Consider the following 24,055-nt stretch of genomic DNA (forward strand, 5'->3'; position numbering starts at 1 on the left):
TTCCAGCCTATGCCGAACCCCCGTCAAAGCGATTTCACCCTCGACCCCGAAGACCACGAACGCCTGGCCAATCTGGCCGGACCGTTCGACGCCCATCTGCGCCAGATCGAACTGCGGCTGGGCGTGGAAATCGCCAATCGCGGCCATGTGTTCCGCGTCACCGGCCCGGACGACGCGGTGGCCCGCGCCGAGAAACTGCTGCGCGCGCTGTACGCGGAAGCCGGCGAGGAAACCTTCGACAACCACGCCATCAACCTGCGCCTGGGGGCCAGCGACGGCGGCGATGATGGCTTCGTGCCGCAGGACATCGCGATCCGGGTCAAGCGCGGCACGATTCGCGGCCGCGGTCCCAACCAGGCCAAATACCTGCACGCCATCGCCACCCACGACATCAACTTCGGCATCGGTCCGGCCGGCACCGGCAAGACCTTCCTGGCCGTGGCGATGGCGGTGGAAGCGCTCAACGAATCGCGCGTGCAGCGGCTGATCCTGGTGCGGCCGGCGGTGGAAGCCGGCGAGAAGCTCGGCTTCCTGCCCGGCGATCTCACCCAGAAAGTCGACCCCTACCTGCGTCCGCTGTACGACGCGCTATACGAGATGCTCGGCGTCGAGAAAGTGATCAAGCTGCTGGAGAAGAACGTCATCGAGATCGCGCCGCTCGCATACATGCGCGGACGCACGCTCAACGACGCCTTCGTGATCCTGGACGAGGCACAGAACACCACCATCGAGCAGATGAAGATGTTCCTGACCCGGCTCGGCTTCGGCAGCACCGCCGTGGTCACCGGCGACGCCACCCAGATCGACCTGCCCAAGCACGTGCGCTCCGGCCTGCGCGATGCGATCGAAGTGCTGCATGGCGTCGACGGCGTCAGCTTCACCTTCTTCGAGTCGCGCGACGTGGTGCGCCATCCGCTGGTGGCGCGCATCGTGAACGCCTACGACGCGCGCGACGCCAAGGACAGCGCATCGGGAGCGGCGTAGACTCACCGATATGACACGCGGTCCCGTTCGCCTCGATGTTTCCGTCGGCTACGCCGTGCCCCGCACTGGCCTGCCTTCTTCCGTGAGTTTCCGGCGCTGGGTCGCCGCGGCGCTGGACGGCCGCATCCGCGAAGCCGACCTGGCGATCCGCATCGTCGACAGCAAGGAAGGTCGCGCGCTCAACCGCCACTACCGCGGCAAGGACTACGCCACCAACGTGCTCAGTTTTCCGGCGGAAATGGCCGAGGGCGTCAAGCTGCCCAAGGGCGTGAAGATGCCACTGCTCGGCGACCTGGTGCTGTGCGCGCCGGTGATCGCGCGCGAAGCGCGCGAGCAGAAGAAGCCGCTGTCCGCGCACTACGCGCACCTCACGGTTCATGGCGCCCTGCACCTGCTTGGCTGGGATCACGAGGACGAGCGCGAGGCCGAATGCATGGAGCAGCTGGAACGCGAGATCCTCGCGGCGCTCGGCATCGCCGATCCCTATCTGGCCTCGTGAGGCCATCGGCCTGCAGGGTCGAGCAGGCTCGACCCTGCAGAAATGATCGACAGCGTCAGAGACAGTCGATCAGTCCATCGAAGATCGACTTGTCGGAACCGGGCAACGGCGCGTACAGCGGCGAATCGCCCTGCAACGCGACCAGCAGCTGCTGGATGGTCGTCCCCAGCAGCAGCGGCGTGCGGCAACGCCAGAACTGACGGTGCACGGCGATCCTGCCCGTCGCCGGATCGATCTGTTCGTCGCTGGCGGCAAACACCCAGACGCACATGCCGATGCGTCCGGAATCCTGATCGACCGAGCAGCGGTATCGCAGCGACTCGATGTTGCTGTATTCGCCTTCGCAGAAAGTGTCGCCGCAGATCTGGTCGAATCCATCCTTCAGCGAGAACACGAGCGTGAACCATGCATCGATGTCGGCATCGCTCTGCAGATAGGCGGATGTATCGGCATAGTTGCCGCTGACGGCAGGCTCGCCGGCCTGCACGGTCGTGCCAGCCAATGTCATGGCCAGGAAAGGCGCCAGCACCAGCCCCGGCAGTAACGAACGGATACGCATAGGAACTCCTCCATGAGATGCGGCGGATGCCGCAACAACAGCGTGGCCGCCGATGCCGGTCGCGGCCATGGGGCCTTGCGCCGCGCCGCCGTAGGCAAACGACGGTGGCCACCGTCGGAAATTTCCGATCCTTTTTGCCCGGTTCCAGCGCCGTTTCACCAGTCGGCAGCCGTCTCGCGTTAGACTCTCGCCGTCGCCCGATCCGGGCGTATTCACGATAGCGATGTCCGAGGACGACAGTAGTACCCACGCGCCGGAAGTTTCCGAGAAACGGCGCGGCTGGCTGGAACGCATAGGACTGGCGCTTTCCGGCGAGCCGACCTCCCGCGAGGACCTGGTCGAATTGCTGCGCGATGCGCAGGGCGACGGCCTGATCGCGGCCGACACGTTGCGGATGATGGAAGGTGCCATCGCGGTGTCCGACCTCAGCGTCGGCGACGTGATGATCCCGCGCTCGCAGATGGTGGCGTTGCCGGCGGATGCGAAATTCCTCGACCTGATGAAGCAGGTGGTGGAGTCGGGCCATTCGCGTTTCCCGGTGTATGGCGAGGACAGCGACGAGATCCTCGGCATCCTGCTGGCCAAGGACCTGCTGCGCGGCGTGGTCGCCGACAACGGTCCGGGCAGCGTGCGCGAACTGCTGCGGCCGGCCGTGCTGATCCCCGAATCCAAGCGCCTCAACGTACTGCTGCGCGAGTTCCGCCTGTCGCGCAACCACATGGCGATCGTGGTCGACGAGTACGGCGGCGTCGCCGGCCTCGTCACCATCGAGGACGTGCTGGAACAGATCGTCGGCGAGATCGACGACGAGCACGACGACGCTGAAGACCCGCAGGCGCTCATCGCCGCGCAGGCGGACGGCCAGTACGTGGTCGATGCGCTGACGCCGATCGAGGATTTCAACGAGCGCTTCGGCGCCGATTTCGACGACGACGAATACGACACCATCGGCGGACTCGTCACCGCGGCGATCGGCCACCTGCCGGAAGCCGGCGAGGAACTCACGCTCGGCCGTTTCGCGTTCCGCGTCGCGCGCGCCGATGCGCGCCGCATCCATGCCTTCCACGTGGGCGTGCATGGCGAGGATTGAAGTCGGGGCAAGCGCGTCGTCCTTGTCGCACCTGGCGTGGCGTGCGCCTTCGCCACGTGAAACCGCGCGCGCCAGACATGGCGTGCTGCCGGCGTTTTGCCTGCTGCTCGCGCTCTGGCTGTGCAGTTTCGCCGCCGCCGCCGTGCCGCGCATCGGCGTGATGACGATGGCGCCCGGCGAATACTTCTGGGAACGTTTCGGCCACAACGCGATCGTGGTCGACGATCCGGATGCGGACACGCCGATCTCCTACAACTTCGGCTCCTTCGATCCGACCGAACCCGGCTTCATCGGCCGCTTCGTGCGCGGCGAGATGCAGTACGCGCTGGTGGCATTGCCGGTGCAACAGGATCTGGAAACCTACCGCCAGGAAGGCCGCGGCGTGAACGTGCAATGGCTCGACCTCGATCCGGCGCAGGCGCAGGCGCTGGCCTTGGCACTCACGGAAAACGCCAAACCCGAGAACGCGCGCTACCGCTACGACTATTTCACCGACAACTGCTCCACGCGCGTGCGCGATGCGATCGATACTGCGCTCGGCGGGCAACTGCGCGGCAAACTGTCGGCCAGTTCGCACGGCAACACCTATCGCAGCGAGGCGACGCGGCTGGTGAAGCCTGCGACCTGGATGTGGCTGGGCTTCGACATCGGTTTCGGCCCACTCGCGGACCGGGCGATGTCGTTGTGGGAAGAAGCCTTCGTGCCGCGCCGGCTCGCCGACAGCCTGCGCGAAATAAAGCGCAGCGACGGCCGCCCGCTGGTGCAATCGGAGCAGGAAGTCCTGCCGCACCACCTCGGTCCGGAGCCGGACGAATCGCCGCGTGCGTGGTGGCCGTACGCGCTGGCGGGGCTGGCGATCGCCGCAGCGATCCTCGCAGTCGGCAGGTGTCGCCCGCGCGCCGTGGTCGCCGTTGCGTTGCCGTTCTGGCTGCTGTGCGCACTGCTCGGCAGCCTGCTGCTGTTCCTGTGGGGATTCACCGCGCACTGGTCGGGCTGGCGCAACGCCAACGCGCTGCTGCTCAATCCGCTGTGCCTGCTGCTGCTGCCCGGCGCGTGGCGCATCCTGCGCGGTCGCGATGCCGGCAGCCTGTTCCGCGCCGTTCTGGCGGTGGTCGCCGCGGGCGCGGTGCTGGCCCTGTTCCTGCACTGGTTGCCGGTGGCGCCGCAGCAGAACCTGCGCTGGATCGCGTTGCTGCTGCCGGTACATGTGGCGCTGCTGATGGCGTGGTGGCCACGGCGTCGGCTTGCCGCTGCCGGCTGATCGGGTCACGATGCGCGCCATGAGCGCGCCCAGCCCGACCTCTCCCGCCGTCCCCGCCTGCGTGATCAATTGCGCGGTCTACGATCGCGAAGGCCGGCGCCGCGACATCACCCTCGACCAGATCAGCGACGTACTTCAGGAAGAGGACCAGGACAGTTTCATCTGGGTCGGCCTGTACGAGCCTGAAGAAGCGCAACTGGACAAGCTGCAGGAGGAATTCGGCCTGCACGACCTGGCCGTCGAGGATGCGCATCACGCGCACCAGCGCCCGAAGATCGAGGCCTACGGCAATTCGCTGTTCATCGCCGTGCATACGGCGCAGCTGCTGGAAGGCAGCGTGCGCTTTGGCGAGACCCAGGCCTTCGTCGGCCCGCGTTTCCTGGTCACGGTGCGCCACGGCGCGTCGCTGTCCTACACCAAGGTGCGTGCGCGCTTCGAGCGCGAGCCGGAACTGCTGCAGTTCGGCCCCGCTTTCGCGCTGTACGGCGTGCTCGATTACATCGTCGACAACTACCAGCCGATCGTCAACGATTTCCGCGACGAGTTGAACGAGCTGGAAAAGGATGTGTTCGGCGAGACCTACCGCCGCGACACCATCGTCAAGCTATACGACCTGAAGAAGCAGCTGACCCAGATGCGGATGTCGGTGGCGCCGCTGCAGGACATCCTGGCGCAGCTGATGCGCAGCCAGTCGACGCAGGTCGGCGAGGAAGCCAAGCTTTATTTCCGCGATGTGCTCGACCACGTGGTACGGCTCAACGAATCGATCGATACCCTGCGCGAGATGCTGACCGCTGCGATGAGCGTGAACCTGTCGCTGGTCACCGTCGCCCAGGGCGAAGTGGTGAAGAAGCTGGCCGGCTGGGCCGCGCTGTTGGCCGCGCCGACGCTGATCGCCAGCTGGTACGGCATGAACTTCACCCACATGCCGGAACTGCACGGCCCGCACAGCTACTGGGTGCTGATCGGCATCGTCGCGGTCGTGGTCGCCGGCCTCTACGCCTACCTCAAGAAGGTGCGCTGGCTGTAGAGGCGCAATAACCGAAAGGCATTGCGCCGAACGGCTATCCGGAGAACACGACATCCGGCGCATTACGCCTGCGGCTAATGCGCCCTACGGCGCTACGCCTACCTCAAGAAGGTGCGCTGGCTGTAGAGGCGCAATAACCGAAGGGCATTGCGCCGAACGGCTATCCGGAGAACGCGACATTCGGCGCATTACGCCTGCGGCTAATGCGCCCTACGGCGCTATTCCCGATGCCTGATGGCGGGCCGGGCCCGCCCTACCCGTTTCGACCAAAGTCTTAGCCGCCGCACCGCTGTAATGCGGCATTGCGCATTGACCCGCGCGGGCTGCGGCGCGACCCTGCCAGCAACCGGTCGAAGGGGTTGCACATGAAAGGCGGATTCAGCAAGTTGGCCTGGGCGGCACTGGCCCTGCTCGGCGCGGTTTCCCTCGGCACGCTGGCGCTGCGGCGCGGCGAACCGATCAACGCCCTGTGGATCGTCGCCGCGGCGGTGTCGATCTACCTGGTCGCGTATCGCTACTACGGTCTGTTCATCGCCAACAAAGTGATGGGCCTGGATCCGACCCGCGCCACGCCTGCCGTCATCAACAACGACGGCCTCGACTACGTACCGACCAACAAGCACGTGTTGTTCGGCCACCACTTTGCCGCGATCGCCGGCGCCGGTCCGCTGGTCGGCCCGGTGCTGGCCGCGCAGATGGGCTATCTGCCCGGCGTTCTGTGGCTGATCGCCGGCGTGGTGCTGGCCGGCGCGGTGCAGGATTTCATGGTGCTGGTGATCTCCAGCCGCCGCAACGGCCGTTCGCTCGGCGACCTGGTGCGCGAGGAGATGGGCCCGGTACCCGGCACCATCGCGCTGTTCGGCGCCTTCCTGATCATGATCATCATCCTCGCGGTGCTGGCGATGATCGTGGTCAAGGCGCTGGCCGACAGCCCGTGGGGCATGTTCACCGTGATCGCGACCATGCCGATCGCGATCTTCATGGGCCTGTACATGCGCTACATCCGCCCCGGCCGGATCGGCGAGATTTCGGTGATCGGCCTGGTGTTGCTGCTGCTGGCGATCTGGTTCGGCGGCCACGTCGCCGCGCATCCGACCTGGGGTCCGGCGTTCACCTTCACCGGCAAGCAGATCACCTGGATGCTGATCGGCTACGGCTTCGTCGCCGCGGTGCTGCCGGTGTGGCTGCTGTTGGCGCCGCGCGACTACCTGTCGACCTTCCTCAAGATCGGCACCATCGTCGCGCTGGCGATCGGCATCGTCATCGTCATGCCGGAACTGCGCATGCCCGCGCTGACCCAGTTCACCGACGGCACCGGCCCGGTGTGGAAGGGCACGATGTTCCCGTTCCTGTTCATCACCATCGCCTGCGGCGCGGTGTCGGGCTTCCACGCGCTGATCTCCTCGGGCACCACGCCCAAGCTGCTCGCCAACGAAACCCATGCCCGTTACATCGGCTACGGCGGCATGCTGATGGAATCCTTCGTCGCGATCATGGCGATGGTCGCCGCGGCGATCATCGATCCGGGCGTGTACTTCGCGATGAACAGCCCCGCTGCCATCGTCGGCACCGACGTCAACACCGTCGCGCAGACCGTGTCGAGCTGGGGCTTCGTGGTGACGCCGGACGTGCTGACCCAGACCGCCAAGGACATCGGCGAAAGCAGCATCCTCTCCCGCGCCGGGGGCGCGCCGACGCTGGCAGTGGGCATCGCGCAGATCCTGCACAGCGTGTTGCCGGGCGAGAACACGATGGCGTTCTGGTACCACTTCGCGATCCTGTTCGAAGCGCTGTTCATCCTCACCGCGGTCGATGCCGGCACGCGCGCAGGCCGCTTCATGCTGCAGGACCTGCTCGGCAACTTCGTGCCGGCGCTGCGCCGCACCGAAGCCTGGGGCCCGAACCTGCTCGCCACCGGCGGCTGCGTCGCGCTGTGGGGCTACTTCCTGTACCAGGGCGTCACCGATCCGCTCGGCGGCATCAACATGCTGTGGCCGCTGTTCGGCATCGCCAACCAGATGCTCGCCGGCATCGCGCTGATGCTGTGCACGGTGGTGCTGTTCAAGATGAAGAAGGAGCGCTACGCGTGGGTGTCGATCGTGCCGACCGTGTGGCTGCTGATCTGCACCACCGCCGCCGGCTGGATCAAGATCTTCGACAGCAACCCGGCAGTCGGCTTCCTGGCGCAGGCCAACAAGTACAGCGCGGCGATCGAGGCCGGCGAACTGATCGCGCCGTCCAAGGACTTCGGCCAGATGCAGCAGGTGATGATCAACAACTACGTCAACGCCGGCCTGACCGCGTTGTTCCTGTTCGTGGTGTTCAGCGTGCTGTTCTACGCCATCGGCGCCATCGCCAAGGCGCGTCGCAGCACGCAACGCACCGATCGTGAGACGCCGTACATCGCGCTCACGTCCGAACAGCAGGCCGCGCACCCGTGACGGGCGCGCACTGATGGACAAAACCTGATGGGTACCACACTCGTTCCGCTCGACCATTACGCCGTCCACCGCAGGGTGTGGCGGCGCATGGTGCAGACCGCGCGGCTGTGCTGCGGCGTGCCGGACTACGACAACTACGTCCGGCACGTACTCGAGAAGCATCCCGACCGCGAGCCGATGGACTATCCGACCTTCTTCCGCGAGCGCCAGGAAGCGCGCTATGGCGGACGCGGCGGATTCCGCTGCTGCTGAGGCGCGGCAGCGCCCCTCCTGCCGGAACCCGCCGATCCCCGGCTCGACATGCCGCGCCGGCAACCGGCACGGCAGCGTGTAAACACACCGGAGATGCGCCAGGATTGCAGCGTCGGTGCTGTCGCAGTCGGACGGCTCGCCGATGCCGATCCGCCCTTCCCTGCGGTTCACATGGGCTGAACACACGCCGCCCCACGCTCCCATCCACAGGGGGCTGCTGTTCACATTCTTCTTCGGCTGCGACGCGCATGCCGTCAGGTCTGCATTTGCAACCGATCCAGGCAACACAGGGTGGAAGGACCAATGACCATGCGACTGCTGCCGTGCGTTTGCGTTCTGTCCCTGGCCCTGCCCGCCGCGGTTTCCGCGCAGGAAGCCGATGCCGACGCGCTCGCCAAGGCCCTGTCCAACCCGGTGGCGGCGCTGATCAGCGTGCCACTGCAATACAACTACGACGAGACCTACGGCGACGAGGGCTACCGCCACAGCCTCAACGTGCAACCGGTGGTACCGATTTCGGTCTCCGAGCACGTGAACATGATCTCGCGCACGATCCTGCCGATCGTGTACCAGAACGACGTGATCCCCGGCACCGACCAGGCCGGCATCGGCGACGTCACCCAGAGCCTGTTCTTCTCGCCGAAGGAGCCGAGCGCGTCCGGCCTGATCTGGGGCGTGGGCCCGGCAATCCTGCTGCCGACCGGCACCGACGACCTGAGCGCCGATACCTGGGCGATGGGCCCGACCGCGGTCGTACTCAAGCAGGACGGCGCCTGGACCTATGGCGCGCTGGTCAATCACTTGGTCGACGTGCGCGGCACCGGCGACCGGCGCGCGGAGATCAACTCCACCTTCCTGCAGCCGTTCCTGTCGCGCAGCCTCGGCAAAGGCCGCACCGTGACGCTGAACTTCGAGTCGACCTACGACTGGGAAGCCGAGCAGTGGAACGTGCCGGTCAATGTCATGTACAGCAAGGTGTCGAAGATCGGTAACCAGATGGTCAGCTATGCCGGCGGCGTGCGCGGCTACCTCGAAACACCGGACGGCGGGCCCGACTGGGGCGTCCGACTGGTGCTGACGCTGCTGTATCCGCGCTGAGAAGAAGCCCGGGAAGCGCGCGGCTCTAAGTCCGACGCCAAGCCGCCTGGCCGGCGTCCAACCTCACCTGCGACTTGATGCCGACAACCCAGGTCGGCACCGTGCCGGTCACGAAGAGGTTCCCGGACTGTCCGAACAGGTCGGCATGGCTTACGAAAAGCGTTGCGGTCCTCAGGAAAGCATTCCGGGCCTTCGCGAATGCATTGGCAGCCTTCCGGAAGGCTGTTTTCGCCTTCGCGAATCCGTTTTGACCCTTCGCGAGCCCAGATAACGCCTTCCCGATAGCTCCGACCACCTTCTCGAAGGCAAAAAACGCTTTCGCGAGAGGTCGGCGCGGCTTATTCAATACCACAGGGGATTCCACCGTATGGTGTCAGCTCTCTGTTTCGGGCCTGACGCCCGGAGCCCAATCGCCCGCAAAGCGGACTCCCTCGTTCCTCTCCTCCTGCCGACCTCGCCACAAGAAACGCGCGAGTGATGCCGGGAGAGACCGTGCCGACCGCCTGGACGCATTGGCGGGCCGGCATGGCTTTCCTTACTGATGAATTGGGAGCAGCCGAAGAAGTCTCTGAATATCGGTCGGTGTAAAACGGCTCGGATGTACTGTTCACGTTGTGTGGATCGGTGACTGCGGTAAGGTCGCACGGTCGATCAAATGCCGCGAATTTTCGTGGAAATCGATGGTTTCAAGCCGCAACTCTCACGAGCTGTCACAACTTCACAATTCATTTACGTATTCCAACGCCAGCTGAAGGCAAGTCATAACTCCGGCAAAAAAGGCCGCTATATTTCCGAAACACCCGACGAGGAGATTGGAATGTTCATGACCAAGCAACATCTGAAGACGGCGCGTACGCTCGGCGTGGCGATCGTCGCCACCGTGGGCTTTGCCGGCTGCGCCACCTACAGTGACGAGTTTGCAGGGATCAACTCGCGCCTCGATCAACTCGACACGAGGGTGCAGAGCGCGGCCCAGAGCGCTGAATCCGCCAATCAGTCCGCGCAGCAGGCCAACCAACGCCTGGATCAGATCGAAAGCCGCGTCCAGCAGCTCGAATCGAAGCCGGGCCGCCCACCGCGCGGTTAGTCGCTCTTGCACAATTCGCGACGAATGCTCTGAACCGGGACCGGTGGCCTTTGCTGGCCACCGGTCTCCTTGTCTGTGTCAGTCCTAGTTTCAAGGAACCTTCCCATCCGTACCTGCACACACCCTACGATCCGGGCCGTTTATGGCGTGGCATTGGCGCTGGCGTTCGCGAGCTTCAGCGCGGCCAGCGCCGAGGAAGACGCCGCGCAACCGGTCGCCGCCGTCGACCAGCTTCCGCAAGGCCAGGAAGTGTCCGGCACCGTGATTGAGCTCGCCGGCTGGGTCGTCGCAGCCAACGACAACCAAGGCTATCCGTTCGCGGTCATAGACAAGGCCGCGGCACAGATCCTGGTGTTCGGCGGCGACGGCCGGCTTCGCGGCGCGGCACCTGGGCTCTTTGGTTCGGCGGTCGGCGATCATACGGCCCCCGGCATCGCCGGTCTCGCGCTTCGCGAGATTCCGGGTCGGGACCGCACGACGCCTGCGGGCCGCTTTGTGGGCGGTTTCGGTCCGTCAATCGACGCTGGGCGCGTGCTGTGGGTGGATTACGATTCCGCGGTCTCCATCCACCCTACCGCTACTGGCGTCCCGGCCGAGAAACGCCCCGAACGCCTTGCATCGCCTTCGCCGGACGACAACCGCGTCACGCATGGCTGCATCAACGTCTCGCCCGAGTTTTACGAGCAGATCATCAGTGCGACGTTCAAGCGAGGCGGCGTGTTCTACATCTTGCCGGATGAGGCGTCGCTAGCGGAGACCTTCCCGGAGTTCGCGCAAAGTCGCGCGACTACGCAACGCAACGATGGAAGGCGCGCACGGTCCGCCCGCCAGTGACGGGCGCGTCGGCGTGTTGCCTTTGGTGTGCGAGGCAGCGCTGCGGCTGACGCTGCTCGTGGCTCGGCCTCACGAATAACGCTGAGTGACCGCATCCGACCCTTGGCGGACATCGAGTACGTTGTTCTTTGAGCATTTCTAAGCCGCAAAAGGTCGGCCCGAGAAGGTGCGTCGATATTCGGATGGCGTCGAACCAAACTGTTCGCTGAAATTCTGACGCAGGCTCAGCGCCGTCCCGAAGCCGACCTCGGTTGCGATCCGCTCGACGGGAAGCTCCGTCGTCTCCAGCAATTGCTGGGCGCGTGCCAGCCGGGCGTTCGCTACCCACTTCGATACGGTCGTTCCCGTGGCTTCACGGAAACGCCGGGTAAAGGTACGGCGGCTCATGCGGGCGGCATCCGCGAGGAGATCGACCGAGAGCGGCTCGGACAGGTGCTCCATGGCCCACTCAAGCACGCCAGGAAGCCGGTGCTCACTCGGTAGTTCGGGCACGGGTTGTTCGATGAACTGGGCTTGCCCACCTTGCCGATGCGGGGGCGTGACCAGCATTCGCGCCACCCGGTTCGCCACGTCGGCACCATCCCTCTGGCGGACCAGGTTGAGGCAGCAATCGATCGCTGCAGCCGTACCCGCCGACGTCACGACGTTATCGTCCGCGACATACAGCACTTCGGGTCGGAAGTCTGCGGCAGGGAACCGACGAGCGAAGACATCGCGTGCAGCCCAATGCGTCGTCGCCTGGCGCCCATCGAGCAGTCCCGCGTCACCCAGCACGAACGCGCCCAGGCAGAGTCCTACGATCTGGGCTCCGCGCCGATGCGCCTTGAGCAGCGCCTCGACGACGGCCGGGGAGGCAGGCGTATCCGGTGCCGACCAGGACGGCACGATCACGATCGCGGCTTTCCGCATCGCCTCCAGCCCACACGGCACGTTGATCGAGATGCCTTGCGACGTACGCACCTCGCCAGGCGCTTCCGCGCAATGGATGACCGCGTGCGGAGACAAGCCGGGCGGCGCTGGTTCGATGCCGAAGACGAGCCCCGGCACCGAAAGATGGAAAAGGCTGATGCCGTCAAACGCGAGGACGGCTACGCGAACGGGCTTCATGCTTGCCTCAGTCCCATCGGGTCGTCTGATTCTACCCAGGCCGGGCCGCCGAATGGCCCAAAAACATCGTCAGACGTCATCAAGGCCAATGGTGGGAGGCGTCGCAGAGCGCGACCATGTGCTCCTCACTTACGAGGAATCCCCATGAGCAAGCGAGCACTGATCGTTGTCGACCTCCAGAACGAATACCTGCCCACCGGCAAGCTGCCGCTGACCGGCATCGACGCCGCACTCGACAACGCGGCACGCGTCATCGCCGGGGCACGCGGCAACGGCGACAAGGTGATCCACGTCCGCCACGAGTCCGTCGGCGACCTGCCGTTCTTCGTACCCGGCACCGAAGGCGTGCTGATCCACCCGAAGGTAGCGCCGCAGGATGGCGAACACGTCATCACCAAGAACTATCCGAACTCGTTCCTGAAGACAGATCTCAAGCAGACGCTTGATTCCGAGGGCGTCGAGGAAGTCACGGTCATCGGCGCGATGAGCCACATGTGCATCGACGCCACGACGCGTGCCGCAGCTGATTTCGGCTACAGGACCACCGTCGTGCACGACGCCTGCGCAACACGCGAACTCGAGTTCGAGGGGAAAGTGGTGCCTGCCGGACAGGTCCACGCGGCGCTGATGTCAGCGCTCGCGTTCGGATATGCGACGGTCACCTCGGCCGACGACTATCTGGCCAAGTGACATAGCCCGCCGCCGGCGCGTGCAGTCCTGCTGTACGCGTTGGCTGCGCCACGACACCACACATCGGGGCTCCCGTTACTTGCGGTGCCTTTCAGGCCGCATACCGCCCAGTGGTGCTTCCCTGCGGTGTCTGCTCCTGGCTGATGGCAGACTAGCGGCCTGAGCGACCAGGCTTCGTCGGTTGAACCCATAGTGTCCACTACGCGTCAGCCCGCACCCGCCATCGCCCGCAGCGTGATGCCGGTGATGTAGGCCAGCACGGTGCCGGTGGCGTAGCCGAGTGCGCCGAGCAGTGCGCCGACCGGTGCCAGCGAAGGGTGGAATACCGACGCGACGACTGGTGCAGAGGCGGGGCCGCCGATGTTACTCTGCGAGCCCATCGCGAAATAGAAGAACGGCACGCGCAGCAGGCGTCCGACGCCCCATAGCAGCAGGATGTGGACGCAAATCCACAATGCGCCCAGCGCGAACAGCCAGGGCTTGTCGGCCAGCGCCATGATGTCCATCTGCATGCCGATGCAGGCGATCAGGAAATACAGGAACAGGGTGCCGATCTTGGATGCGCCGGCGCCGTCGTAGGTGCGCGCGCGGGTGAAGCTCAGGCCCAGGCCGATGAAGGTCGACAGCACCACCACCCAGACGAAGGGTTCGTGCAGGCTCACGGTGCGTGCCCACGACACGTTGGTGGCGAACCACGCAGAGATCGGTCCGGCGATCGCATGCGACAGGCCGACCGCGCCCAGCGCGATGCCGACGATGATGATCAGGTCGGACAGGCTGGCGATGCGCTGGTGCTGCGCCTGGTAGTCGGCCAATCGCTGCTTGAGCGTCTCGATGGCGCGCGTGTCGGCGCCGCTGCGCTTGTCGATGGCATCCGCGCGACCGGCGAGGAAGATCAGTACCGCCATCCACACGTAACCGACGCCGACGTCGATGACGACGAACTGACCGAATGTGGTCTCGTCGACCTGGAACACTTCCTTCATCGCGACCATGTTGGCGCCGCCGCCGATCCAGCTGCCGGCGAGCGCGGCCATGCCGCCCCAGGTGTCGCCGGCGACGGTCGCCGGATGGAACACGCCCATCAGCCAGAATGCGACGAATGCGCCGACCATCACGCTCAGCGAGGCCGTGGCGTACATCGCCAGCAGCTTGGGCCCCAGCCGCAGCACGCCTTTCAGGTCGATGGTCAACGTCAGCAGCACCAGCGCCGCGGGCAGCAGCACGCGGCTGGCGACCGGGTTGTAGAGCCTGCTGGCATTGCCGTCGATCAGGCCGATGCTGTTGTAGATGCCGGGGATGAAGTAGCACAACAGCAGCGCCGGCACGTAGGTGTAGAACTTCTTCCACATCCCGGTTTCGCGCGATGAGGTCCAGAACACCACGCCGAGGGTGGCGGCGATCAGGCCGAGGACGACGATGTCGTTGGTGATCAGGGCGGTGCTGGTCTCTGGCATGCGCGGGATGATTCCGTTTGCGAAACGAAGCACGCCGCATTGCTGCGGCGTGCCGGTGCGTCTGGATTACTGGCCGAGGTGCTGCTTCAGCCAGGCGTTGACGGTGTCGTGCCACTGCACGCTGTTGTCCGGCTTGAGCACCCAGTGGTTCTCGTCCGGGAAGTACAGGAACTTGGACTCGATGCCCTGGCGCTGCAGCGCGGTGAATGCACCGATGCCCTGCTCGACCGGAATGCGGAAGTCGAGTTGTCCGTGCACGATCAGCATCGGCACCCGCCACTTGGCGACGTGGTTGACCGGATTGAAGCGCTCGTAGTTCTCCGGCACGTCGAACGGCGTGCCCCCGTTTTCCCATTCGGTGAACCAGAGTTCCTCGGTGGAATAACCCATCATGCGCTGATCGAACACGCCGTCGTGGTTGACCAGGCACTTCCACGGCTCGTTCCAGTTGCCGGCGATCCAGTTGACCATGAAGCCGCCGTAGCTGGCACCGAGCGCGCAGGCCTTGCTGCCATCGAGGAAGGGATACTTCTGCTGCGCCGCGGCCCAGCCCTTCTGCAGGTCTTCCAGCGGACGGTCGCCCCAGTGCTGGCTGATCGCGTCGGTGAACGCCTGGCCATAACCGGTGGAACCGTGGAAGTCGATCATCACCACCGCATAGCCCTGGCCGGCGTAGGTCTGCGGATTCCAGCGATAGCTCCAGCCGTTGCCGAAGCTGCCCTGCGGGCCGCCGTGGATCAGGAACGCGACCGGGTACTTCTGCCCTTCCACGTAATTCCAGGGCTTGACCACGTAGCCGTGCACGGTCTCGTTGTTCCAGCCCTTGAAGCTGAACTGCTCGAAGTCGCCGAAGCTGACGTCCTTCAGCATTTCGCCGGCGCTGGGCGTGATCTGGCGCAGTGGCGCGCCATCGATGCCGCCGGTGAACAACTGATCACCGGTCTTCAGCGAATTGCGCGCGAAGGCGAGCGTGCGCGGACCGGCACCCGAACCGGCGAGATCGAACGACGAGATCGAACCGTCGCCGACGAGCTTGCTCGGCTCGCCGCTGGCGATGTCGACCGCGAACAGCGGATGCTGGCCGAGATCCTGCGCGGTGGTGTAGATCGTCTTGCCGTCGTCGGACAGGGTGATGCCGTCGGCGGACCGATCCCACTTCGGCGCGATCTCGCGCTTGCTGCCGGTGACCAGATCCATGGCGATCAACGCGAAACGATCGGCCTCGAAGCCGGGGCGCTTCATCGCGCGGTAGTACAGGGTGTTGCCGTCGGCGCTGAACACCGGCCCGGTATCCCAGGCCGGATTGGCCGCGGTGAGGTTCTTCGCCGCGCCACTGCCGTCGGCGTTGACCAGGTGCAGGTCGAAGTTGGTCGACCACGGCTCGCTGCGATCGGACTTGCGCGCGACCAGCACCAGCGACTGTCCGTCCGGCGACCAGGCGTATTCGTCGCTGCCGCCGAACGGCTTTGACGGCACGTCGCCGAGCACGTCAGCGCCGACCAGCGTGGCGGTCGCCGCCGGCTTGGCCTTCGCGGCGGGCAGCGCGGCGACGAAGACACGATTGAGGCGGCCGTCGTTCCAGGTGTCCCAGTGACGGATGAACATCTGGTCGAACACCATGCCGCTGCCCTTCTTCGCCTCGACGGCGGCGAGCTTGTCCTTGGTGCAGGCGAAGTCGGACTTGCAGTCGGCGAACATGCCGGCGTTGAACGCGATGCGCTTGCCGTCGGGCGACAGCTGGTAGCCGTCCACGTCGAGTGCGAACGCGGTGAGCTGCACCGGCGTGCCGCCGGCAACCGGCATCGCGTACAGCTGCGAGCTGCCGGACTTGCCGCTGAGGAAGTAGACCGTGCCGCCGTCCGGCGAGAATGACGGCGAGTTGACGTTCCAGCCTTCCGGGGTGAGGCGCTTCGGCGGCGCGGCATCGCGCGTCAGCAGGTCCTCGATCCACAGGCCGGTGCTGGCCTTGCCGGTCCTGGCATCGAGCACGCGCTTGGCGAACACCAGTTTGCGTCCGTCCGGCGACAGCGTCGGCGATGAATAGCGGTCCAGCTTGACCATGTCGCGCACTTCGAAACCGCGCGCGGCAAGCGCCAGGGACGGCACCGCAAGCAGCATGGCGAGCGGCAGGATGGCGTGGCGAAGCTTCATGGCAACTCCCCTTGGATCGGCAAAACCTGGATGTTAGGCGCCGGGGCGACGGCGCCACAAAGGTGGATGGTCATGCCGCGATGCGGCTAGACGGTGGATTTGGCGGGATTGGCGCGGGCGCCGGTGCGATACAGCAACCAGCCCACCAGCGCCAGCACGACCAGGCCGATCCACTGGCTGAAATGCAGACTCTCGGGCAGCGCCAGCACATCGGCGGAGCCGGCGACCACGATCGGCACCGCGATGGCGATGCCCATCAGCGCCTCGCCGGTGATCAGGCCGGCAGCGAACAGCGTGCCGGGACGATGGATGCGATCGCGTGCTTCCTCGTCGTCGCCGATCTTGTGCCTGCGCTCGACCAGGTGCGACAGCAGGCCGCCGAGGAAGATCGGCACCATCAGTTCCAGCGGCAGGTAGATGCCGATCGCCGCGGCCAGCACCGGTACGCGGAACTTGGAGCCACGCGATTTCAGCCACTCGTCCAGCGCGATCACCACCGCGCCGATGCCGGCGCCGATCGCGATCATCGTCCACGGCAGCTTGCCGCCGAACATGCCCTTGGCGACCGCGGCCATCAGCGTAGCCTGTGGCGCCGACAACGCATTCGGATGCTCGGCCGTCGGCGCGCCAATGCCGTAGGCGCTGGCGAGCAGGTTCAGCACCGGCGCCATCACCAGCGCGCAGGAGAACGCACCGATGCCGAGCATCAGCTGCTGCTTCCACGGCGTCGCGCCGACCAGATAACCGGCCTTGAGGTCCTGCAGGTTGTCGCCGCCGACCGCCGCCGCGCAGCACACCACAGCGCCAATCATGATCGCGGCAACCGCGCCGATATCCGAATCGCGGCCAAGCAGCAGCATCAGCACCACTGACGCGAACAGGATGGTCGCGATGGTGATGCCCGATACCGGATTGTTCGAAGATCCGACGAGACCTGCGAGATACGCCGACACCGACACGAACAGGAAGCCGGCGACGATCATGATGACCGTCATCGTCAGGCTGACACCCCAGGAGCCGACGATGGCCTGGTAGAGCATCCACAGCGGAATCACGAAGACCGCGAGCGCGATCAGCATCCACTTCATCGGCAGGTCGCGTTCGGTCTCGGCGACGACGTGGCCGGCGCCCTTGCGCGCGGCGGCGAAGCCGCTCTTGACGCCCGAGATCAGCGACTTGCGCAGCGAAAACAGGGTCCACACGCCGCCGATCAGCATCGCGCCGACGCCGAGGTAGCGGATCTTCGCCGACCAGATCGCGCCGGCGATGTCGGCGGCGCCGGCGCCGGCGACCGAAGCGGCCAGTGCCGGATCGCTGTCCATGAAGAAGGCCTGGTAGATCGGGATCGCGAACTGCCAGGACAGGATGCTGCCTGACACCACCACGATGCCGACGTTGAGGCCGACGATGTAGCCCACGCCGAGCAGCGCCGGCGACAGGTTGGTACCCATGTAGCCCAGGTACTTGCCGATGAAACCCGAGGCCACGGCGTTGTCGGGGATCAGGCGCAGGCCGCTCTCTGCGGCGAGCTTGACGAAGGCGCCGATGGCACCGGCCATGGCCAGGATCTTCAGACCCGGCCCCGGATTCTCGCCAGCCTTCAGCACTTCGGCCGCGGCCTTGCCCTCGGGAAACGCGAGCGGCTCCTCGACGATCATCGAACGCCGCAGCGGCACCGAGAACAGCACGCCGAGCAGGCCGCCCAGGCCGGCGATCGCCAGCACCCACGAGTAACGGAAATCGTCCCAGTAGCCGAGGATGATCAGTGCCGGGATCGTGAAGATCACGCCCGCCGCGATCGACGAACCCGCCGACGCGCCGGTCTGGACGATGTTGTTCTCGAGGATGGTGCCGCCGCCGAGCAGGCGCAGCACCCCCATCGACACGACCGCGGCGGGGATCGCCGTGGCGATGGTCAGGCCGGCGAACAGCCCCAGGTAGGCGTTGGCCGCGGCCAGGATCATCGCCAGCACGATCGCCAGCAGCACGGCGCGGAAAGTCAGCTGCGGGATGGCAGTCGCAGGCTTGTTCATTGGGTTTCCCTGTTCCACGGAAGCCCGACACGCTAAAGGCAAGGTCCCGGCAAGTCCAGCGGACCACAGACCATGGCTATACTCGGCCCAACCCAGCAACGGCGCCCTCATGTCCGCCACGGCCTGCAGCGACATCCCCGGCCGCGAGGATTTCCTGGGCCACCCCAAGGGCGTCTACGTCTGCTTCTTCACCGAGATGTGGGAGCGCTTCTCCTTCTACGGGATGAAGGCGCTGCTGCTGCTGTACCTGCTCAAGCACCACCTGTTCGGCGACGACGCCGGCTACGACCTGATAGGCGCCTACGGCGGGCTGGTGTACGCGGTGCCGGTGATCGGCGGCTTGGTCGCCGACCGCTGGCTGGGCATGCGCAAGTCGGTGGTACTCGGCGGCGTGCTGCTGTGCCTGGGCCACCTGGGCATGGCGGTCGAAGGCGAGCAGGCGCGGCTGGTCGACGGCGCCGTAGTGCGCGACGAAAACGCGCTGCAGGCGTTCTATTTCTCGCTGGCGCTGATCATCATGGGCGTCGGCTTCCTCAAGCCCAACATCTCCACCATCGTCGGCAAGCTGTACGCGTCGAACGATCCGCGTCGCGACTCCGGCTTCACCCTGTTCTATGCCGGCATCAACGTCGGCGGCCTGTTCGCGGGGCTGGTGTGCGCCTTCCTCGGCGAGACCTATGGCTGGAAATACGGCTTCGGCGCGGCCGGCATCGGCATGTTCGCCGGCCTGTGCATGTTCCTGTGGGGCCAGAAATACCTGCACGGCCACGCCGAACCGCCGGATCCGGCGAAACTGCGCGAGAAGAATTTCGTGCTGACGCGCGAGTGGTGGATCTACCTGTCGGCCTTCGCCGGCGTCGCCGTGGTCTGGCAGCTGATCCAGCGCACCTGGACCGTGCACGGCGCGATGCACCTGGTCGCGATCGCCTTCGCCGCGTGGTTCGTGTGGTTCCTGCTGCGCCACTGCAGCAAGGTGGAGCGCCAGCAGATGATCGCGCTGCTGGTGACGATCATCGCGGTACTGGTGTTCTTCACCCTGTACGAGCAGACCTACGGCTCGTGGCTGACTTTCACCGACCGCGTGCTGAGCAAGGACCTGTTCCCGTCGCTGGTCAGCGATGCCAGTGGCACGCTGCCGTGGTCGCTGTACGTGATGGCGGCAAGCCCGCTGCTGATGGTGACCGCGCTGCGCGCCAGCGATCGCGGCAACCTGCGCCTGGCGCACGCGATGGTATTGCTGCTGGTCGTCGGCATGGCCATCGCCTGCTTCCGCGACGTGGTGCTGGTGCCGCAGACCGCCGGCTCGCTGACTTTTCTCGGTTCGTTTTTCATCGTCGTGCTGTCGCCGCTGTTCGCCTGGCTTTGGCCGTGGCTGGAACGGCGCGGCCGCAATCCCGGCAAGCCGTTCAAGAGCGCGATCGGCCTGCTGTTCGCCGGACTTTCCTTCCTGCCGCTGATTGCTGCCGCGCAATCCGCGCAGGGCGGCGCGCTGGCCAGCGTGTGGTGGCTGGTGCTGGCCTATTTCCTGCTGGAAATCGGCGAGATGTGCCTGTCGCCGATCGGTCTGTCTGCCGTCACTCAGTTGTCGGTGGCGCGCGTGGTCGGGCTGATGATGGGCGGCTTCTGGCTGGCGACGGCCTACTCGGAAGTCCTCGCCGCGCAGTTCGGCAAGCTGGCTTCGATCGAGGTGCCGGCTGGCGAAGCGATCGATGTCGCCAGCGCGGCAGCGAAGTACGCGGACCTGTTCTGGCTGATGCTGTGGATCGGACTGGGCTGCGCCGTCGTTGCCTTCCTCATCGCGCCGCTGCTGCGGCGGATGATGCATGGGGTGAAGTAGCAATGGTCGGAATACGCTCGATATGTAGCGTGCGCTGCGTGCACGACCCGCAACCTGACAACCCCTGAATGTCGCACGATGTCGTGCGCACAGCGCACGCTACGATGCCGTCTCGGAAGTAGGCGCTGGACAACGTTCAGGCCGCCAGTTCGTCCAGCACCTGCACCAGGCCTTCGTGCCAGTTCGGCAGTTCGATGCCGAAATCGCGCTGGAACGCCGAATTGTCCAGCACCGAATACGCCGGCCGCGCCGCGCGCGTCGGATAGTCCGTCGTAGTGATCGGCACGACGCGCGGTGGCCTCGCCAGCAGGCCACGCGCATGGGCTTCGCGCATGATCGCTTCCGCGAACCCGTGCCAGCTGGTCTGACCGGACGCCGTCAGGTGCCACAGGCCGGGGGATCGTTGCGAACGGATCGCGGTCTCGGTGGCGTACGCGATCAGGTACGCGGAAGTCGGCGTGCCGATCTGGTCGCCGACCACGCGCAGTTCATCGCGTTCTTTCGCCAGCCGCAGCATGGTCAGCAGGAAATTTCTGCCATGTGCCGCATATACCCAAGCCGTGCGGAAGATGAAATGGCGCGCACCGCTGTCGCGGATCGCCTGCTCGCCGGCGAGCTTGCTGACGCCGTACACGCCCAGCGGCGCAGTCGCATCGTCTTCGCGGTAGGGCTGACGACCGCTGCCATCGAATACGTAATCGGTCGAGTAATGCACCAGCAGGGCATCGCGTGCGGCGCAGGCGGCGGCGATGATGCTTGGCGCTTCCGCGTTGGCGCGGACAGCTGCGTCGACCTCGTCCTCGGCACGGTCAACGGCGGTATGGGCCGCGGCATTGACGACGACATCGGGCGCGATCCGTGCGATCAGGCCGGCCAGACTGCCAGGCGCATCGAAATCGGCGACTTCGCAGGCCGTGCCATCCAGTCTGCCGCTGCGCGTGGTCGCGACGACTTCGCCCAATGGCGCCAGGCTGCGGCGCAGTTCGCTGCCAACCTGGCCATTCGCACCGAGCAGCAGGATCCTCACGGCTGGTTGCTCACGCGACGTAGACCGGCAGGCGATGCTCCGGCACATCATCGAGGAATGGCGCGCGTGCGTCCTTGTCGGACAGCAGCGGCGCGCTGACCGGCCAGTCGATCGCCAGACGTGCATCGTTCCAGCGGATCGCAGCGTCGGCGTCGCGATCGTAGGTCTCGGTGCACAGGTAGGTGAACGTGGCGCGCTCGCTGAGCACGGCGAAGCCATGCGCGAAGCCTTCCGGTATCCAGAAGTGGCGCTTGTTGTCGCCCGAAAGAATCGCGGCCGTCGATTTTCCAAACGTCGGCGAGCCGCGACGGATGTCGACCGCCACGTCCCAGACCTCGCCATCCAGCACGGACACATACTTGCCCTGCGACTTCGGCCACTGGTAATGCAGGCCGCGCAACACGCCGCGCGCCGAACTGGAGACGTTGCCCTGCACGAAATCAGGCGTCAGGCCATGCGCGGCCAGCTTGTCTCGGTTGAACGATTCGTAGAACCAGCCGCGGTCGTCGCCAAATACCTGTGGTTCGATGATCAGGCACCCTGCAATATCCGTCTCGATCACCTTCATGGCACGAATCCGCGTCCGGCCAGCGAGAGCAGATATTGGCCATAACCGTTCTTGACCAGCGGTCGCGCCAGGGTTTCCAGTTGCGCCGCATCGATCCAGCCATTGTTCCAGGCGATCTCCTCCGGGCAGCACACGCGCAGGCCCTGGCGCGCCTCGATGGTCTCGATGTAATTGGACGCCTCCAGCAGCGACTGGTGGGTACCGGTATCCAGCCAGGCGTAGCCGCGACCGAGTTGTTCCAGGTGCAGCGAGCCTTCCTCGAGATAGCGACGGTTGAGATCGGTGATCTCCAGTTCGCCGCGCGGCGACGGCTTCAGGCCGGCGGCGAAATCGCTGGCGCGGCCGTCGTAGAAGTACAGGCCGGTGACTGCGTAGTTGGAACGAGGCTGTAAAGGCTTTTCCTCGAGCCCGATCACCCTTCCATCCGCGTCGAAGTCGGCGACGCCATAGCGCTCCGGATCGCGCACCCAGTAACCGAACACGGTCGCACCGTTTTCGCGCCCGTCGGCACGCTTGAGCAGCGCCGTCAGGCCGGGGCCGTGGAAGATGTTGTCGCCCAGCACCAGGCAACTCGGTTGCCCGGCCACGAAATCGCGACCGATCAGGTAGGCCTGTGCCAGCCCATCCGGACTCGGCTGCACCGCGTACTCGATGCGCATGCCCCATTGCGAGCCATCGCCGAGCAGCGACTTGAACAGCGCCTGCTCGTGCGGGGTATTGATGATCAGCACTTCGCGGATCCCCGCCAGCATCAGCACGCTGAGCGGGTAATAGATCATCGGCTTGTCGTATACCGGCAGGAGCTGCTTGCTGATCGACTGCGTCAACGGATACAGGCGGGTACCGGAGCCGCCAGCGAGGATGATGCCGCGTCGTTGGGTCATCTGATTTCCTGTCTCATTTACTGAATGCGCATCAGGTAGGCTAGGCGCCAATCAAGCATCGTGCTGGTAGCACGAATCGGCCCACGCCGAAGGGAGTGATCAGGCAGTTGCGCCGATGCGCTCGAGCCGGTAACTGCCATCCAGCACGCGCTGCACCCACGGCTGCTGGTCGAGGTACCAGTCGACGGTATCGGCAATGCCCTGTTCGAAGGTATGCGCCGGCTTCCAGCCCAACTCGTTCTGCAGCTTGGAGGCATCGATTGCATAGCGCCGGTCGTGACCGGGCCGATCCTTGACATAGGTGATCTGCGAGTTGCGCGGCTTGCCATCGGCGCGCGGACGGCGCTTGTCCAGCAGCGCACAGATCACATTGACCACCTCGATGTTCTGGCGTTCCGCGTCGCCGCCGACGTTATAGGTTTCGCCGATCCGTCCGCGTTCCAGCACCGCCCGGATCGCAGCGCAGTGGTCGCCGACATACAGCCAGTCGCGCACGTTTTTGCCGTCGCCGTAGATCGGCAGCGACTCGCCTGCGATCGCCTTGGCGATCACCAGCGGAATGAGCTTCTCGGGAAACTGGTAAGGGCCGTAATTGTTCGAACAGTTGGTGGTCAGCACCGGCAGGCCGTAGGTGTGATGAAACGCACGCACCAGATGGTCGGAGGCTGCCTTCGATGCCGAGTACGGCGAGTTGGGTGCGTACGCGGTTTCCTCGGTGAACCTGCCGCTGTCGCCCAGCGAGCCGTAGACCTCGTCGGTGGATACGTGCAGGAAACGAAAGGCATCCTTCGCCGCGCCTTCCAGTCCTTTCCAGTAGTCGCGCGCGGCTTCCAGCAGGGCCAGGGTGCCGACCACGTTGGTCTGCACGAACGCGGCCGGACCATCGATGGAACGGTCGACGTGGCTTTCGGCGGCGAAATTGACGATGGCATCGGGGCGATGCCCGGCGAGCAGCTTCGTCACCAACGCGCGGTCGCCGATGTCGCCCTGCTCGAAGACATGCGCGGGATTGCCGTCAAGCGACGACAGCGTATCGAGGTTGCCGGCGTAGGTCAGGACATCGAGGTTGACGATGCGAATGCCGCTGCGCACCGCCTCGAGCACGAAATTGCCACCAATGAATCCGGCACCGCCGGTTACCAGCCAGGTTTGCACGCGGGTACAGC

Annotated in this window: 21 protein-coding genes; 12 read left to right on the forward strand and 9 right to left on the reverse strand. The window is 65.5% G+C overall.

Going from position 1 to position 24,055, the window contains the following annotated elements; translation table 11 throughout:
- Positions 1-9: 9 nt before the first annotated feature.
- Positions 10-984, forward strand: a complete 975-nt coding sequence (locus tag IP90_RS13995; RefSeq protein WP_144900279.1) for a PhoH family protein — start codon at positions 10-12, stop codon at positions 982-984.
- A gap of 10 nt (positions 985-994) precedes the next feature.
- On the forward strand, positions 995-1,483 hold the full coding sequence (gene ybeY / locus IP90_RS14000) for an rRNA maturation RNase YbeY (protein WP_144900280.1): 489 nt from the start codon (positions 995-997) through the stop codon (positions 1,481-1,483).
- Positions 1,484-1,538: 55 nt separating this feature from the next.
- On the opposite strand, the gene IP90_RS14005 is transcribed toward ybeY, so the two are convergent.
- Positions 1,539-2,042: a hypothetical protein gene (locus IP90_RS14005; protein ID WP_199753494.1), complete on the reverse strand. Its 504-nt coding sequence runs from the start codon at positions 2,040-2,042 to the stop codon at positions 1,539-1,541.
- A 223-nt stretch (positions 2,043-2,265) separates the two neighbouring features.
- On the opposite strand from IP90_RS14005, the gene IP90_RS14010 reads away from it, so the two are divergent.
- The 8 genes from IP90_RS14010 to IP90_RS14045 all read left to right on the forward strand — a co-directional run bounded on the left by IP90_RS14010 (position 2,266) and on the right by IP90_RS14045 (position 11,135).
- Positions 2,266-3,132 carry a CorC family transporter gene (locus IP90_RS14010; protein ID WP_144900281.1) on the forward strand — a complete coding sequence of 289 codons (867 nt, stop codon included), beginning with the start codon at positions 2,266-2,268 and terminating at the stop codon, positions 3,130-3,132.
- Positions 3,119-4,393 carry a lipoprotein N-acyltransferase Lnb domain-containing protein gene (locus IP90_RS14015; RefSeq protein WP_144900282.1) on the forward strand — a complete coding sequence of 425 codons (1,275 nt, stop codon included), beginning with the start codon at positions 3,119-3,121 and terminating at the stop codon, positions 4,391-4,393. Before IP90_RS14010 ends, IP90_RS14015 begins: the two co-directional genes overlap by 14 nt.
- 10 nt (positions 4,394-4,403) lie before the next feature.
- Complete coding sequence (gene corA / locus IP90_RS14020; RefSeq protein ID WP_144900283.1) at positions 4,404-5,423, forward strand: magnesium/cobalt transporter CorA; 1,020 nt, start codon at positions 4,404-4,406, stop codon at positions 5,421-5,423.
- A 365-nt stretch (positions 5,424-5,788) separates the two neighbouring features.
- Complete coding sequence (locus IP90_RS14025) at positions 5,789-7,864, forward strand: carbon starvation CstA family protein (RefSeq protein ID WP_144900284.1); 2,076 nt, start codon at positions 5,789-5,791, stop codon at positions 7,862-7,864.
- Between the two features lie 27 nt (positions 7,865-7,891).
- Positions 7,892-8,116 carry a YbdD/YjiX family protein gene (locus IP90_RS14030; RefSeq protein ID WP_144900285.1) on the forward strand — a complete coding sequence of 75 codons (225 nt, stop codon included), beginning with the start codon at positions 7,892-7,894 and terminating at the stop codon, positions 8,114-8,116.
- Positions 8,117-8,419: 303 nt separating this feature from the next.
- Positions 8,420-9,214: a transporter gene (locus IP90_RS14035; protein ID WP_242007608.1), complete on the forward strand. Its 795-nt coding sequence runs from the start codon at positions 8,420-8,422 to the stop codon at positions 9,212-9,214.
- 817 nt (positions 9,215-10,031) lie between these two features.
- Positions 10,032-10,301, forward strand: coding sequence for a hypothetical protein (locus IP90_RS14040; protein WP_144900406.1), 270 nt, complete (start codon positions 10,032-10,034; stop codon positions 10,299-10,301).
- A 153-nt stretch (positions 10,302-10,454) separates the two neighbouring features.
- Positions 10,455-11,135: a L,D-transpeptidase gene (locus IP90_RS14045; protein WP_144900407.1), complete on the forward strand. Its 681-nt coding sequence runs from the start codon at positions 10,455-10,457 to the stop codon at positions 11,133-11,135.
- Positions 11,136-11,273: 138 nt separating this feature from the next.
- On the opposite strand, the gene IP90_RS14050 is transcribed toward IP90_RS14045, so the two are convergent.
- Positions 11,274-12,242: a GlxA family transcriptional regulator gene (locus IP90_RS14050; RefSeq protein ID WP_144900286.1), complete on the reverse strand. Its 969-nt coding sequence runs from the start codon at positions 12,240-12,242 to the stop codon at positions 11,274-11,276.
- A gap of 144 nt (positions 12,243-12,386) precedes the next feature.
- Here IP90_RS14050 and IP90_RS14055 point away from each other — a divergent pair, with 144 nt between their 5' ends.
- Positions 12,387-12,932, forward strand: a complete 546-nt coding sequence (locus IP90_RS14055) for a cysteine hydrolase family protein (RefSeq protein WP_144900287.1) — start codon at positions 12,387-12,389, stop codon at positions 12,930-12,932.
- 206 nt (positions 12,933-13,138) lie between these two features.
- Here the strand turns inward: IP90_RS14055 and IP90_RS14060 are convergent, their stop codons facing one another.
- The 3 genes from IP90_RS14060 to IP90_RS14070 all read right to left on the reverse strand — a co-directional run bounded on the left by IP90_RS14060 (position 13,139) and on the right by IP90_RS14070 (position 18,573).
- Entirely contained in the window at positions 13,139-14,389 is a 1,251-nt protein-coding gene (locus tag IP90_RS14060; RefSeq protein ID WP_144900288.1) for a DUF819 family protein, read from the reverse strand.
- Positions 14,390-14,455: 66 nt separating this feature from the next.
- Complete coding sequence (locus IP90_RS14065; protein WP_144900289.1) at positions 14,456-16,540, reverse strand: S9 family peptidase; 2,085 nt, start codon at positions 16,538-16,540, stop codon at positions 14,456-14,458.
- Between the two features lie 86 nt (positions 16,541-16,626).
- A complete protein-coding gene (locus IP90_RS14070; RefSeq protein WP_144900290.1) occupies positions 16,627-18,573 on the reverse strand; it encodes an OPT family oligopeptide transporter in 1,947 nt (648 codons plus the stop codon).
- 109 nt (positions 18,574-18,682) lie between these two features.
- Here IP90_RS14070 and IP90_RS14075 point away from each other — a divergent pair, with 109 nt between their 5' ends.
- Positions 18,683-20,410, forward strand: coding sequence for a peptide MFS transporter (locus tag IP90_RS14075; protein WP_144900291.1), 1,728 nt, complete (start codon positions 18,683-18,685; stop codon positions 20,408-20,410).
- A 136-nt stretch (positions 20,411-20,546) separates the two neighbouring features.
- Here IP90_RS14075 and rfbD read toward each other — a convergent pair whose 3' ends face one another.
- The 4 genes from rfbD to rfbB form a co-directional block, all read right to left on the reverse strand.
- Complete coding sequence (gene rfbD / locus IP90_RS14080; protein WP_144900292.1) at positions 20,547-21,437, reverse strand: dTDP-4-dehydrorhamnose reductase; 891 nt, start codon at positions 21,435-21,437, stop codon at positions 20,547-20,549.
- A 10-nt stretch (positions 21,438-21,447) separates the two neighbouring features.
- Positions 21,448-22,005, reverse strand: coding sequence for a dTDP-4-dehydrorhamnose 3,5-epimerase (rfbC, locus tag IP90_RS14085; RefSeq protein WP_144900293.1), 558 nt, complete (start codon positions 22,003-22,005; stop codon positions 21,448-21,450).
- Complete coding sequence (gene rfbA, locus IP90_RS14090; RefSeq protein WP_144900294.1) at positions 22,002-22,889, reverse strand: glucose-1-phosphate thymidylyltransferase RfbA; 888 nt, start codon at positions 22,887-22,889, stop codon at positions 22,002-22,004. The genes rfbC and rfbA overlap by 4 nt, the downstream gene beginning before the upstream one ends.
- A 99-nt stretch (positions 22,890-22,988) precedes the next feature.
- Positions 22,989-24,044: a dTDP-glucose 4,6-dehydratase gene (rfbB, locus tag IP90_RS14095; RefSeq protein ID WP_144900295.1), complete on the reverse strand. Its 1,056-nt coding sequence runs from the start codon at positions 24,042-24,044 to the stop codon at positions 22,989-22,991.
- Positions 24,045-24,055: the final 11 nt, after the last annotated feature.

This window comes from Luteimonas cucumeris (genome assembly GCF_007830035.1).
In the GTDB taxonomy this organism is placed as follows: domain Bacteria; phylum Pseudomonadota; class Gammaproteobacteria; order Xanthomonadales; family Xanthomonadaceae; genus Luteimonas_C; species Luteimonas_C cucumeris.

Excerpts from the sequence above, each read along its gene's own strand:
- IP90_RS14055 (WP_144900287.1), top strand. The coding sequence starts at position 12,387 with ATGAGCAAGCGAGCACTGATCGTTGTCGACCTCCAGAACGAATACCTG.
- IP90_RS14025 (WP_144900284.1), top strand. The coding sequence starts at position 5,789 with ATGAAAGGCGGATTCAGCAAGTTGGCCTGGGCGGCACTGGCCCTGCTC.
- IP90_RS14010 (WP_144900281.1), top strand. The coding sequence starts at position 2,266 with ATGTCCGAGGACGACAGTAGTACCCACGCGCCGGAAGTTTCCGAGAAA.
- IP90_RS14070 (WP_144900290.1), bottom strand. The coding sequence starts at position 18,573 with ATGAACAAGCCTGCGACTGCCATCCCGCAGCTGACTTTCCGCGCCGTG.
- IP90_RS14015 (WP_144900282.1), top strand. The coding sequence starts at position 3,119 with ATGGCGAGGATTGAAGTCGGGGCAAGCGCGTCGTCCTTGTCGCACCTG.
- IP90_RS13995 (WP_144900279.1), top strand. The coding sequence starts at position 10 with ATGCCGAACCCCCGTCAAAGCGATTTCACCCTCGACCCCGAAGACCAC.
- corA (WP_144900283.1), top strand. The coding sequence starts at position 4,404 with ATGCGCGCCATGAGCGCGCCCAGCCCGACCTCTCCCGCCGTCCCCGCC.
- IP90_RS14035 (WP_242007608.1), top strand. The coding sequence starts at position 8,420 with ATGACCATGCGACTGCTGCCGTGCGTTTGCGTTCTGTCCCTGGCCCTG.
- IP90_RS14050 (WP_144900286.1), bottom strand. The coding sequence starts at position 12,242 with ATGAAGCCCGTTCGCGTAGCCGTCCTCGCGTTTGACGGCATCAGCCTT.
- IP90_RS14005 (WP_199753494.1), bottom strand. The coding sequence starts at position 2,042 with ATGCGTATCCGTTCGTTACTGCCGGGGCTGGTGCTGGCGCCTTTCCTG.
- IP90_RS14065 (WP_144900289.1), bottom strand. The coding sequence starts at position 16,540 with ATGAAGCTTCGCCACGCCATCCTGCCGCTCGCCATGCTGCTTGCGGTG.
- IP90_RS14075 (WP_144900291.1), top strand. The coding sequence starts at position 18,683 with ATGTCCGCCACGGCCTGCAGCGACATCCCCGGCCGCGAGGATTTCCTG.
- IP90_RS14040 (WP_144900406.1), top strand. The coding sequence starts at position 10,032 with ATGTTCATGACCAAGCAACATCTGAAGACGGCGCGTACGCTCGGCGTG.
- rfbC (WP_144900293.1), bottom strand. The coding sequence starts at position 22,005 with ATGAAGGTGATCGAGACGGATATTGCAGGGTGCCTGATCATCGAACCA.
- IP90_RS14060 (WP_144900288.1), bottom strand. The coding sequence starts at position 14,389 with ATGCCAGAGACCAGCACCGCCCTGATCACCAACGACATCGTCGTCCTC.
- rfbA (WP_144900294.1), bottom strand. The coding sequence starts at position 22,889 with ATGACCCAACGACGCGGCATCATCCTCGCTGGCGGCTCCGGTACCCGC.
- ybeY (WP_144900280.1), top strand. The coding sequence starts at position 995 with ATGACACGCGGTCCCGTTCGCCTCGATGTTTCCGTCGGCTACGCCGTG.
- IP90_RS14030 (WP_144900285.1), top strand. The coding sequence starts at position 7,892 with ATGGGTACCACACTCGTTCCGCTCGACCATTACGCCGTCCACCGCAGG.